Source organism: Sphingobacterium sp. SRCM116780 (assembly GCF_021442025.1).
Classification (GTDB): domain Bacteria; phylum Bacteroidota; class Bacteroidia; order Sphingobacteriales; family Sphingobacteriaceae; genus Sphingobacterium.
Window position 1 is genome coordinate 345,452 of sequence record NZ_CP090446.1, and the last position, 12,954, is coordinate 358,405.

Annotated in this window: 9 protein-coding genes; 4 read left to right on the forward strand and 5 right to left on the reverse strand. The window is 34.8% G+C overall.

Features of this window, described 5'->3' with window-relative positions; all coding sequences use genetic code 11:
- Positions 1–26: 26 nt before the first annotated feature.
- Positions 27–638: an OmpH family outer membrane protein gene (locus tag LZQ00_RS01405; RefSeq protein ID WP_234511279.1), complete on the reverse strand. Its 612-nt coding sequence runs from the start codon at positions 636–638 to the stop codon at positions 27–29.
- 193 nt (positions 639–831) lie between these two features.
- Between LZQ00_RS01405 and gyrB the strand changes: the two genes are divergently transcribed.
- The 4 genes from gyrB (at position 832) to LZQ00_RS01425 (ending at position 8,945) form a co-directional block, all read left to right on the forward strand.
- Positions 832–2,790 carry a DNA topoisomerase (ATP-hydrolyzing) subunit B gene (gyrB, locus tag LZQ00_RS01410; RefSeq protein WP_234511281.1) on the forward strand — a complete coding sequence of 653 codons (1,959 nt, stop codon included), beginning with the start codon at positions 832–834 and terminating at the stop codon, positions 2,788–2,790.
- Positions 2,791–2,917: 127 nt separating this feature from the next.
- Positions 2,918–4,963 (forward strand): ComEA family DNA-binding protein, encoded by a 2,046-nt coding sequence (locus LZQ00_RS01415; RefSeq protein WP_234511282.1) that lies wholly within the window; start codon positions 2,918–2,920, stop codon positions 4,961–4,963.
- Positions 4,963–7,047 (forward strand): ComEC/Rec2 family competence protein, encoded by a 2,085-nt coding sequence (locus tag LZQ00_RS01420; protein ID WP_234511284.1) that lies wholly within the window; start codon positions 4,963–4,965, stop codon positions 7,045–7,047. The genes LZQ00_RS01415 and LZQ00_RS01420 overlap by 1 nt, the downstream gene beginning before the upstream one ends.
- Entirely contained in the window at positions 7,044–8,945 is a 1,902-nt protein-coding gene (locus LZQ00_RS01425) for an ATP-dependent DNA helicase RecQ (RefSeq protein ID WP_234511285.1), read from the forward strand. The genes LZQ00_RS01420 and LZQ00_RS01425 overlap by 4 nt, the downstream gene beginning before the upstream one ends.
- A 1-nt stretch (position 8,946) precedes the next feature.
- Here LZQ00_RS01425 and LZQ00_RS01430 read toward each other — a convergent pair whose 3' ends face one another.
- From LZQ00_RS01430 to rpsA, 4 genes are all read right to left on the reverse strand, one after another.
- Positions 8,947–9,408 (reverse strand): YciI family protein, encoded by a 462-nt coding sequence (locus tag LZQ00_RS01430; RefSeq protein WP_234511287.1) that lies wholly within the window; start codon positions 9,406–9,408, stop codon positions 8,947–8,949.
- Complete coding sequence (locus LZQ00_RS01435; protein ID WP_234511289.1) at positions 9,409–9,972, reverse strand: YdeI/OmpD-associated family protein; 564 nt, start codon at positions 9,970–9,972, stop codon at positions 9,409–9,411.
- A gap of 14 nt (positions 9,973–9,986) precedes the next feature.
- Positions 9,987–10,823, reverse strand: a complete 837-nt coding sequence (locus LZQ00_RS01440; protein WP_234511291.1) for a sulfurtransferase — start codon at positions 10,821–10,823, stop codon at positions 9,987–9,989.
- Positions 10,824–10,929: 106 nt separating this feature from the next.
- Positions 10,930–12,864 (reverse strand): 30S ribosomal protein S1, encoded by a 1,935-nt coding sequence (gene rpsA / locus LZQ00_RS01445; RefSeq protein ID WP_234511293.1) that lies wholly within the window; start codon positions 12,862–12,864, stop codon positions 10,930–10,932.
- Positions 12,865–12,954: the final 90 nt, after the last annotated feature.

A 12,954-nucleotide genomic window follows, 5' to 3' on the forward strand; every position in this document is an offset into this window, starting at 1 on the left:
GCTTTCTTATTCTTTATTTTGAAATGTTATTTCTTTTCTTTTTTGTATTCTTCGTTTAATTGTTTCACAACTTCGTTTGTGATTTCCAATTTAGAATCCGCATATAGAACGGTTGGATTTGTTTTTGAATAGGTTAACACTAATGTGTAGCCATTATCACTTGCGTGTTTTTTCAAAAACTCCGTGATTTTATTATATACGTTGTTAAATTCTGCAGATTCGTCTTGAGCGATTGAAGAAGAAGCATTTTGATCCAAACGGCTTAGCTCATCTTGTTTACGTGCTAATTTTTCTTCCGTAGCTTGTCTTTCAGCAGCGCTCATAGAAGCAGCTTTTTGTTGATATTCTGCTACTTCACGTTGAAAAGCTTGACTTTTAGACTGAAGATCTGCCTGTGCTTTTTTTACTTTAGCTTCTAGTTTACTTCTGATATCTTTGAAGTAATCATATTTTTGAGATAATGAATCCGAATTGATATATACAATTTTCTCAACCTTTTCTGATGATCCTTTTGTCGATGTAGAATCTTTCGTAGTTGAAGAACTTGAATTTTTTGATCCTTGATTACAAGATACAGCAGCTACCGAAATTGCTAAGCCTAAAGTTACTTTTGATAATGTTGATACTATATTATTCATTGTTTATTGGATTACATACTGTTATATTAAGAACAAACCTACTATAAAAAAATTACATTTTGGTTTTTTCGGTGCTAAAATATGAATTATTCTCCATTATTCGCCTAATTAAATTGCTATCTATAGCTGATTCTTGACTTGTTAAAGTGGTTAAAATTTCGTATTTTTGATTACAAGTATTTAATTATTTTCAATGAGCGAAGAAAACAAAAATGCATCATCATATTCAGCCGATAATATCCAAGTTTTAGAGGGATTAGAGGCTGTACGTAAGCGTCCTTCCATGTATATTGGGGACACAGGGGTGAAAGGTTTGCACCATTTGGTCTATGAAGTAGTCGATAACTCTATCGATGAAGCCGTTGCAGGTTATTGTACAGACATTATTGTCACAATCCACAAAGACAATTCTATTTCCGTTAAAGATAATGGACGAGGTATTCCAACAGGTATTACGAAGAAAGAAAAGAAATCAGCACTAGAGATTGTTATGACTGTCTTACATGCTGGTGGTAAATTTGATAAAGATACCTATAAAGTATCAGGTGGTCTTCATGGTGTTGGGGTTTCTTGTGTGAATGCTTTATCTACACATTTGTCAGCGGTGGTTCATCGCGATGGTAAAATCTTCGAACAAGAGTACGAAAGAGGAAAACCGATGTACGATGTGAAAGAAATTGGAGAATCTGATCATACGGGTACTACGGTTAAATTTACTCCTGATGCTGAGATTTTTACAACAACTACTATTTATAATTACGATACATTAGCGAATCGTCTTCGTGAGTTATCTTTCTTAAATAAGGGCATTACTTTATCATTAACGGATGAAAGAGAAACTTTGGAAGATGGAACATTGCGTCAAGATGTTTTCTTATCCCAAGGTGGCTTACAAGAGTTTGTTCAGTTTTTGGATGGAAACCGTCAATCGATTATCCCTCATCCAATTTATGTAGAGGGAATTAAACAAGGTATTCCTGTTGAATTAGCATTACAATACAACGAGACTTACACAGAGAATGTTCATTCGTATGTGAATAATATTAATACCATCGAAGGTGGTGCTCACGTAGCGGGTTTCCGTCGTGGATTGACCAGAACATTGAAAGCATACGCAGATAAGTCTGGTTTATTGAAGAATTTAAAGGTTGAAATTACAGGAGATGATTTTCGTGAAGGATTAACAGCTGTTATTTCTGTGAAAGTTGCAGAACCTCAATTTGAGGGACAGACGAAGACTAAATTAGGAAACTCGGAGGTAATGGGGGCTGTTGACGTTGCTGTTGGTGAAATTTTGAATATTTATTTGGAAGAAAATCCGAGAGAAGCAAAAGCAATTGTACAAAAAGTTGTTATTGCTGCGCAAGCTCGTGCTGCGGCGCGTAAAGCGCGTGATTTGGTTCAAAGAAAGACAGTAATGGGTGGTTCAGGCTTACCTGGTAAACTTGCCGATTGTCAAGATAATGACCCAACGAAATGCGAAATTTACTTTGTCGAGGGAGATTCAGCGGGTGGAACAGCAAAGTCAGGTCGTGATCGTAAATATCAAGCGATTATGCCACTTCGTGGTAAAATCTTGAACGTTGAAAAAGCGATGGAACATAAGATCTACGAAAACGAAGAGATTAAGAATATGTTTACCGCATTAGGCGTTAGTGTAGGGACTGCAGAAGATCCAAAAGCGTTGAATTTGGAGAAACTACGTTACCATCGTATCATCATTATGACCGATGCTGACGTCGATGGTTCTCATATCACGACGCTTATTTTGACTTTCTACTTTAGATACATGAAAGAGCTTATTGAGAATGGGTATATTTATATTGCTACTCCTCCTTTATATTTAGTCAAAAAAGGAAAGGAACATCAGTACGCTTGGAATGAAGATCAACGATTAAATGCAGTACAACGATTGAAAGGTGCGGGTAAAGAAGATAGTGTACATGTACAGCGCTACAAAGGTCTTGGAGAAATGAATGCGGAACAACTTTGGGATACAACCATGAATCCAGATACACGTACATTACGCCAAGTAACCATTGAAAATGCTGCGGAATGTGACCGTATATTTTCTATGCTAATGGGTGATGAGGTAGCTCCTCGTCGTGAATTTATTGAGCGAAACGCACGTTATGCAAAAATAGATATCTAAAATCTCATTTATATAACTATATGAAAGTCTAACTATGCAAATAGTTAGACTTTTTTATTGACTATACTTTTGCAAAATTTTAAAACTAAATAATGTAAATTTAATCTAATAATTTTAATTTAAATTTATGATTAAATTTTATCTATTGACATGCTACCTATTGTTCAGCTTCACCTATTGTTATGGACAAGAGTATCATGAATTAACCTTAGATCAACTACTTGAGCAGTTGTTGGAGGAGCTGGAAGAAGATGTTGATGTAAGTGAGATCTCAGAACGTTGGCAATATTACTTAAAGCATCCCATCAATTTGAATAAAACAGATGGACGAGAACTGCATGATTTGCAGTTTCTGACCGTTTTCCAAATTGAGAGATTTTTAGCTCATCGAGTGGAGTCCGGAGATTTTCTGTCTTTACAGGAATTGCAAAGTATTGATGGGTTCGATCTGAAAACAATTCAATACTTATTACCTTTTGTTACAATAGCCAATCCTTCGCTTTATCAAGATTTTACTTTTAAAAACTTACTACAAAAATCAGATCAAGAAGTTATGGTTCGTTATGGTCGAATGATGCATACGGCAAAAGGGTATGCCATAACCGATACAACACGTTCACGCTATTTGGGTGATCCTAATCGGTATTTAATACGATACCGATTGAACTATAACAATCATATTCGATTAGCGATTAATATGGATAAGGATGCAGGGGAACCTTTTTTTAAGGAGAAACAAAAAAATGGCTTTGATTTTTATTCTGGAAGTTTGGCTGTTCGTGATCTAGGAAGAATTAAACAGATCGTAATTGGTGATTTTGCTTTGCAAATAGGGCAAGGGCTGACCATGTGGAATGGTTTGAGTTTTGGTAAAGGCAGTATGATTGAAAATGCTGCACGACAAGGTATAGGGCTTAGGTCCTATACCTCATTGAATGAAAGTAATTTTTTGAGAGGAATTTCGAGCACACTAGTATTCGGTAAATTTGAAATCACACCCTATATTTCTTATCGATACATCGATGGCAATGTAAAGCAAATCAATGATGAACGGACAATCGCTACATTGACAATTTCTGGCTTACATCGTACTCCAACAGAACAACGCTACAGGAGAGCAATTGGACAATTTGTTTATGGTTCTAATCTCCTATACACTAAAAATAGATTAAAAATAGGGTTCAATTATGTCACGACTCATCTTGATGGTATCAAAGTGCTTGGTAAAGCGTTAGAAAACAAATTTGATTTTGAAGGGAATCTACTTCGTAATATGAGTATGTATTATAATTATACTTATAGAAATTCCTATTTCTTTGGCGAAGTTGCTACCAATTTGGATCAAGGCTATGCATGGCTAACGGGTGCAATTACGAGTATTACACCGCAGTTTTCTACGGTTTTATTGTATCGGGATTATCAAAAGAATTATCATAATTTCTTTGCGCAATCTATAGGGGAGACTACGGGTACTCAGAATGAAAAGGGATTCTATACTGGAATTGTTTATCATCCTTCTCGGAAGATTCAATGGACGACGTATGTTGATCTATTTAAATTTCCATGGTTACGTTATCGGGCAATTGCGCCATCAGCAGGATATGATGTTATGTCCCAGTTTTCTTATATGTGGTATAAGAAGGGACAGCTTTCAGTTAGGTTCCGTCACCGATTGAGAGAAGAGAACATTCCTGCTTCGAAAACAAAAGAAGTTGTATTAGCTAAGGTGAAAAGATACCAAATAAGATTGGAGTATAAATATAAATTGAGTCCTATATGGAGTATAAGGAGTCGGATGGAAGGCGTTCAATACACAAAAGAATTTGAGAAAAAAGAATTGGGGTGGATGGTCTTTCAAGATGTCTTTTTTAATCCTAATCGGAGTAAAATAACAACGAATATACGCTTGGCTTATTTTCATACCGATAGTTACAATACGCGTATCTATGCTTACGAAAATGATGTTTTGTACTCTTCTTCTTTTCCTCTGTATTATCAAAAAGGTTGGCGAATCTATAATAATATACGCTATAGGATACATCGGAATATAGATTTATGGACTAAAGTTTCTGCGTTCTATTACCCTGAATTGGAAAAAGTTGGTTCAGGATTAGATGAAATTCAAGGTAACATGAAATCAGAAATTAAGATGCAGTTAAGAATCCAATTTTGATGAAAACAAGTTTCTACGAACAAATAAAAAAGATTCCATTTCTCAAGATAATTGCATTATATAGTTTGGGAATATTGTTTGCTGGTTTTACAGAACCAACAAACGGTAGATTTTCAATTTTAGAAGTTGTACTATTTGCTGCGTCAGCAGCTAATTTTGTGTTTTTCTTTCTACGATCTAGACTACGCATATACTTTATTATAAATAGCTATTTTATTCTTCTTGTACTTGGTGTTTGGAATATTTGGAAGTTAAATTTTCAGATAGAGCCCCTGCATTTTTATCATGGTTCAAGTGCGCAATTGATTGGTGTTATTGACGATGAACCTATTATAAAAGATAAAAGTATTCGGTTTCCTGTAAAGATTATCGCAAAAAATGTGGACTCTGCTTTTCAAAAGGCGACAGGTATGCTATTGATGACTGTGAAATTAGACACTTCTCTTGTATTCAAATATGGTGATGAAATTATCTTTTTAAATAAAGTAAAGGTGGTATCGCCACCCTTTAATCCTTTAGAGTTTGATTACAAAAACTATTTAGAAAATCGGAATATCTATTTTCAAACGTATCTGAATACGGATGAATATAAGATTGTTAATCATAATAAAGGTGCTATTATTAAAGGGCTAGCTATGGAATTAAGAGAGTGCTTGGTGATTAAATTCAGGAAATACATTGTGAAAGAGAATGCTTTCCAAATAGCTGCAGCGCTTATATTTGGATATCGGTCTACGTTATCTCCTGACACGTTGCAAACATTTAGTAATACGGGTACGATTCATGTATTAAGTGTTTCAGGGATGCACGTGGGTATCCTGTTTCTATTTCTTATTTGGGTGCTCCAAAAAATGAATGGTAATCCTGTTTTGCACTGTTTACGGCTTTTACTATTACTTCTTTCGATTTGGAGTTATACGATCTTAACAGGAATGGCTCCTTCTATATTGCGGGCTGCTATTATGCTAAGTTTTTTTCTCCTTGCAAAATCGCTAAAGCGTGAGTCCAATATGTTGAATACCATGGCAGCATCGGCTTTCTTACTGCTGCTATTTCAGCCTCATATGTTATTCGATATTGGTTTTCAGCTATCTTATTGTGCTGTTCTGGGTATTATTCTTCTTTTTCCATTATTAAAAAAAATCTCTCCTTTTGAGGGTACTCGCTTTGTTCGACTTGTTTGGGATAGTTTAGCGGTTTCCTTAAGTGCTCAGATCCTGACTACGCCACTGTCTTTATTTTATTTTGGTCAGTTTCCGAACTATTTTTTGATCGCTAATATCATTGTCATCCTTCCTGTTACTGTTATTATGTACGGAGGTTTAGTACTGATGATCATGCCTTTTGATCGTATGAATATTTGGGTCGGCTATACGATTCAATGGGTGATCGATAACATGTTTTTATCGCTTCAATTTTTGGATCGGCTACCATATGCTACTTGGAATGGAATTGTCTTTTCTCCATTCACGGTTTTTATTAGTTCAGGGTATATATTGACCTTCTCTTATGCGTGTTATTGGAAAAGTAGAAAAGCATTAGCAGCGAGTTTTATTCTCGTATTGGTATTCGTTATCTCTTTTGGCTATAAGCAATATTCGCAGTTAAATTATACTGGCTTTCGAATTTATAATACTAGAAAAGAAATAACTTTCGCTTTTATAAAAAAAGGAAAAGTAACGGTGATAAGTTCTGTTGATTCTTTGAATGACAAGAATTTGATTTATAGTATGAGTAGGGATTTGAACAGATTTTCTAACTGGGAAAAGATTGATTTTCATCAATTGCCATCACATGATTCACGAAGAACAAATTATCTAATTCAACGGTCAAATCTGTGTATTCAAATCATGGAACATAAACTTGTTCAAAATTTGGATACGGATATTCTGATTGTTAGAAAAAATAGTAAATGGAATTTTATTGATCATGTTAAACTTATCCAGCCTAAAATTGTCCTCTTTGATGGTACAAATAGTGATTTAAATATTCAGTTATGGAAGCATCAATTGGATAGTTTAGCTATTCCAAATTATAGCTTGAAAAATAATTTTGCGTATGTTTGGGATAAGGAATTACTATGAATATTGATAGTGTAAGTATATTAAAGCAATATTGGGGGCATGATGCCTTCCGTCCACTTCAAGCGGAAATCATTCAATCTGTTTTGGATAAGAAGGATACATTGGCTTTATTACCAACTGGTGGTGGGAAATCAATTTGTTTTCAGGTTCCAGCCCTAATGCTTCCAGGCATTTGTATTGTTGTTACTCCTTTGATTGCTCTGATGAAAGATCAAGTACAACATCTTAAAGATATCGGTATTCAAGCAGTTGCTATCTTTTCGGGATTGAAAAGTCGGGAGGTTGATATCATATTGGATAATTGTATTTTTGGAAATATTAAATTCCTTTATTTATCACCGGAACGATTGTACAGTGAGCTAGTGCAAGAACGTATTAGACATATGTCTGTTAATCTTTTTGCTATCGATGAAGCGCATTGTATTTCACAATGGGGATATGATTTTCGTCCTCCTTACCTACAATTGTCCAAGTTGAAAGAATTGCACCCCGATGTACCCTTTCTAGCACTTACTGCAACAGCTACAGCTTCTGTCGTAGCCGATATTCAAGATAAGCTTCTTTTTAAACGGAGGAATGTCTTTGTAAAAAGTTTCTTGCGGGATAATCTTGCATATATGGTCTTGGAAGAAGAGAACAAGTCGGGCCGTATGATTCGTATCATTCAAAAATTAGGGGGGGCTGGTGTCGTATATGTGCGTAATAGGAGAGAAACACAAGAGATTGCACACTTTTTAGTCAATAATGGGATTTCTGCTGATTTTTATCACGCTGGATTATCAGGCAAGGATAGAGATCGTAAGCAGGAAGCTTGGATGAAAAATGAAATCAGAGTAATCGTAGCTACAAATGCGTTTGGAATGGGGATTGACAAAGCGGATGTCCGATTTGTGATTCACTTTGATATTCCGGAGTCCTTGGAAGCTTATTATCAAGAAGCTGGTCGAGCTGGTCGTGATGGTAAAAAAGCTTTCCCTGTTTTGTTATATCAGCAAGAGGATAAAAATCGCCTTTTGAAAAATTTGGAACTTAGTTTTCCTTCAGTATCGTTTGTGCAACAGGTATACCATCATGTATGTAATCATTTTCAAATCCCTTATGGAGCAGGAGAGGGTTTGACTTTTGATTTCGACGTTGTTTCTTTTATTAAGAAGTATAAATTGGAGACTATTCCGACATTAAGTGCTTTAAAGTTTTTAGAAAAAGATGGATGGCTAGCACTGTCGGAAGCTGTTTTCATTCCTTCAAGATTCAAATTTGAAGTTAATCATCAAGAGTTATATAAGATACAAGTTCAATATGAACGCTATGACAAATTGATTAAAGCTATCTTGAGATCTTATGGTGGCGTATTTGATGATTATATCTCCATTAACGAATATGAGTTTGCTAAAAAATTAGGATTATCTTATGAACAGGTTGTTAACCTCATCAATGGACTTGTTCAAATGGAGATTGCAAGTTATATCCTGTCTACTGATGCTCCTCAACTTTCTTTTTTACAAGATCGTATAGATTATAAAAATGTATATGTTGACCATATGTTTATTCGAGAACGGCAACAGATAAAGAGGGATCAAGTGTCGGCAATTTTAAATTATATTGATCATTCGAAATGCAGAAGCCAATCGTTATTGCAGTATTTTGATGAAAAAAATGCCTTGTTTTGTCAAGTATGTGATTTATGCCTTATTCGTAATCATCAATTAAATTTGAATAAAAATATCAAACTAGAAATTGAACGCATATTATTACGAAATCCCTCATCTATTCACGATCTCATCGAGCAAATCTCGATTGGTGATGACCATACGAAATTAGAAGTCGTGAGAAGTTTAATTGATCATCATAAAATTAGCATAGAAGGAGATCGCTATTTTTGGAACAGTCCGATATAGTTTAGAAATCAAATTTGTTTACTTTTTCACTCGCCTCTAAATACATGGGTAGTGCTGCTGATCCATACCATAAGGTTATTTCAGGTAGTAATAACCCAGCTTTAATAGCAGGGTCTGTTGCTAATAGTTCCTCCGCTTCTTTAATGGTTTTTACATTTAAGATAAAAAGACCTTTATAGTCTCTTTTATTGTCGCCAAAAGGTCCCGCAACAATCAACTTTTTTTCTTTGGCCAAACGTTTAATATTATTCATGTGTCCTTGAAAAAGCATCTTGATAGAATCTTTACTTGCTATTTTGACATTCCCTGATTTTAGGATAACAAAGCTGTAATATTTCATTCCATAATCATTAGCGCTCATCGAATCTGCTAAAGCTGGATCGAATTTTGGATTTAGTTTCTGAGAATAGGCAGTTGCAGATACTCCTAAAATAAAACATGTCGTGTAGAATAATTTTCTCATCTATTTTTTATATTGATCATGTAGGCTTTTACCACCCAATATATTTGGTTTTATTTTTTCAATGCGAGCTAATTTCGTTTTGTCTTGCTTGGCCTCATGAATAAATTCGTTATACTCATTTTGTTTCGCTAAGCTAAGTTTTTCGAAAGCTTTTTTCAAAACTGGTTCCTGATCCAATGCGAATTGAAGTAATGCTGGAATTGGAAGATATTCCTTTTTCCCAGGAATAATCTTTAATCCTTTTTGTTCAATATCAATAGCTTCCTGTATATATTGTTTTAAGACAGATTCTTCTATTTGGCTACGATCTGTAAATTTCCATTGTCGTAAGTTCTTTGTTTTATCCCCTTGCGTAGCAATTAAAACTGAAGCATGATCTTCTAGATGGGATCCGTTGAAAAACCAAAGTGCAAAATGATCTTTAAATCCTGCAAAAGAAATAACATTTTTACCGTTAAATGTAAAAACAGGACTTCCCCATTTAATGGTTTCTTCAAACGGAAATGGTTCTATTATTTGACGTAACAATAATAATTCCTCAGCCCATTTATTTGTTTTATCCATGTAATTTTCAAAATTTATGATACGATTGGTAAAATAAGATTTTCTTGCCCCCACTCGGCCCAAGATCCATCATAGACCCTAATGTTTTGATGCCCAGCTAAATAACTGGAAAAAGCAATAATGGATGCGGTAATACCAGAGCCACAAGTGAAAATTTGTTCTGTTCCAGATGAATTAGAGGCTTCGAAGATCGTACTTAACTCTTCTTTTGTTCGATAGTAATTTCCATTTAAGACAACTTCGAACGGAAGATTATGTGAATTAGGGATATGTCCGCCACGTAGTCCTTTTCTAGGTTCAGCAACTGCACCATTAAATCTACCATTACTTCTTGCGTCAAAAATGTAGGTATCATTGTTTTTATAGCGTTCCAATATATAATCTTTATCAGCATACCATTTATAGGTAAAATGAGCTTGAAAATTTCCGTTGATGGGAATAGAAGCGTAGTGCTCAGAAACTGCATATTGATGCTCTATCCAAGCTGGAAGTCCGCCATTTAAAACATAAACTTGATTAAATCCCATAACTTTAAACATCCACCATGCTCTTGGACTGGAATATATTCCCCAACGATCATAGAGAACCAAGATAGAATCTTGATTAATACTCAATGCTTGAGCCTCTTTCGTGAAAATTTCTTCTGAGACAAGTGTATGGGGTAACTTACTATTTGGGTCGGAAAATCTATTTTCGATGTCAAAGAAAAGAGAGTTTGGAATTAAGGTCAATGGACTATCTTTTAATGACTGGCCAACTTTATCAATCGTACAATCTAAAATGATTAATTGAGGATTGTTTAATTCTTGTTTTAGCTCAAGGGCGCTAATAAGGGGAGATGGGAAATACATAGTTTTATAATCGTTACGCTATGTAAATTTAATTATGTTTTTGATAAAAACAAAAAAGCCCTAGCAAATTTGCTAGGGCTATATTTTAGTAAGATAATGTTAAAAACTATTTAGCGTTTTTTTCATCACCTTCCATTTGTGATTTCAATTGTGCAAGAACGTCTAAGTCACCTAATGTAGATTTCTCAACTGAATCTTTCACTTTTTTCACAGCATTGTTTGCTACTTTAGCTTCTTTCTTACGAGCATTGAATTCTTCAACACGTGCTTCAGCTCTTTCATCTTCCCAAATACGAGAGTGAGAAATTACTAAACGTTTGTTTTCTTTGTTGAATTCAATGATTTTGAATGAAGCAACTTCGTCAACTTTCAATGAAGAATTATCTTCTTTCACAGAATGTTTAGAAGGACAGAATCCTTCCACACCATATTGTAAAGCAACGATATCACCTTTGTCTCCAACTTTCAATACAGTACCTTCATGAACTGAATCAATTGTGAAGATTGTTTCGAAAGTATCCCAAGGGTTTTCTTCTAATTGTTTGTGACCTAAAGATAATTTTCTATTTTCTTCATCTAATTCTAAAACAACAACATCTAATTTTTCACCAACTTTAGTGAATTCGTTAGGGTGGTTGATTTTTTTAGACCAAGATAAATCAGAGATGTGGATTAAACCATCGATACCTTCTTCTAATTCTACGAACACTCCGAAGTTAGTCATGTTTTTAACTACTGCAGTTTGTTTAGAACCAACTGGGTAACGCTCGTTGATGTTTTTCCAAGGATCAGGAGTCAATTGTTTGATACCTAAGCTCATTTTACGCTCTTCGCGATCTAAAGTTAAGATCTCAGCTTCGATTTCATCACTTACTTTTAAGAACTCTTGAGGAGAACGTAAGTTTTGAGACCAAGACATTTCAGAAACGTGGATTAAACCTTCAACTCCAGGGATGATTTCTAAGAAAGCACCGTAATCAGCAACTGTTACAATTTTACCTTTTACTTTAGAACCAACAGCTAAGTCTTTATCTAAAGATTCCCAAGGATGCTCAGAAAGTTGTTTCAAGCCTAAAGCGATACGTTTTTTCTCATCATCAAAATCCAATACTACTACGTTGATTGTTTGATCTAATGATAATACTTCTTTTGGATGCTCGATACGACCCCATGAAATATCAGTAATGTGAAGTAAACCATCAACACCACCTAAATCGATGAACACACCGAAATCTGTAATATTTTTAACAGTACCTTCTAATACTTGACCTTTTTCTAATTTAGAAACGATTTCAGATTTTTGGTTTTCTAAGTCGTTTTCAATTAATACTTTATGAGATACGACAACATTTTTAAATTCGTGGTTGATTTTAACAACTTTGAATTCCATAGTTTTACCTACGTAAACATCGTAGTCACGGATAGGTTTGATATCGATTTGAGATCCAGGTAAGAATGCTTCAACACCTTTGATATCCACGATAAGACCACCTTTTGTACGACTTTTAACAAAACCGTTAATGATAGCATCATTTTCCAATGCTTCATTGATAGCTTCCCAAGATTTTTGAGTTTTAGCACGTTTGCGAGATAATACTAATTGTCCATTAGAATCTTCTTGCGACTCTACGAAAACGTCAACTACGTCACCAACTTTCAACTCTGGTAAGTCACGGAATTCAGATAATGAAACCAAACCGTCAGATTTGAAACCAACATTCAAGACAACGTCTTTATTGTTGATAGAAACAACAGTACCTTCGATAATTTCACCTTGATTGATTTGGTTGAAAGTACCTGCGTATTGTTCTTCTAATTTAGCGCGCTCAGCATCGCTATAATTTCCGAAACCTTTGTCATCTGCATCCCAGTCGAACTCTCCTTCTGGAGTGATCCACGTGTTAGATTTGATTTCTTCGATTAGTTTTGAATCAGCCTCTGATTCAATTTTTTCTGTGTCTTTCACCACTTTGGTGTCAGCGCCTTGTAGCTCCGCGTTTTTCGCTGCTAACTCTTTTTCTACTTCTTGTTTTTTTGCCATTAATTATTTTTTCTCCTTTTCCCCACATTGTAGGGACTGCAAAAATACGAAAAACTTTTATTAACAAGGATTTATATATTATTTTTTTTA

What these genes read in the sequence shown, in the direction of transcription:
- LZQ00_RS01405 (WP_234511279.1), bottom strand. Translation starts at nt 638, where the DNA reads ATGAATAATATAGTATCAACATTATCAAAAGTAACTTTAGGCTTAGCA.
- gyrB (WP_234511281.1), top strand. Translation starts at nt 832, where the DNA reads ATGAGCGAAGAAAACAAAAATGCATCATCATATTCAGCCGATAATATC.
- LZQ00_RS01415 (WP_234511282.1), top strand. Translation starts at nt 2,918, where the DNA reads ATGATTAAATTTTATCTATTGACATGCTACCTATTGTTCAGCTTCACC.
- LZQ00_RS01420 (WP_234511284.1), top strand. Translation starts at nt 4,963, where the DNA reads ATGAAAACAAGTTTCTACGAACAAATAAAAAAGATTCCATTTCTCAAG.
- LZQ00_RS01425 (WP_234511285.1), top strand. Translation starts at nt 7,044, where the DNA reads ATGAATATTGATAGTGTAAGTATATTAAAGCAATATTGGGGGCATGAT.
- LZQ00_RS01430 (WP_234511287.1), bottom strand. Translation starts at nt 9,408, where the DNA reads ATGAGAAAATTATTCTACACGACATGTTTTATTTTAGGAGTATCTGCA.
- LZQ00_RS01435 (WP_234511289.1), bottom strand. Translation starts at nt 9,972, where the DNA reads ATGGATAAAACAAATAAATGGGCTGAGGAATTATTATTGTTACGTCAA.
- LZQ00_RS01440 (WP_234511291.1), bottom strand. Translation starts at nt 10,823, where the DNA reads ATGTATTTCCCATCTCCCCTTATTAGCGCCCTTGAGCTAAAACAAGAA.
- rpsA (WP_234511293.1), bottom strand. Translation starts at nt 12,864, where the DNA reads ATGGCAAAAAAACAAGAAGTAGAAAAAGAGTTAGCAGCGAAAAACGCG.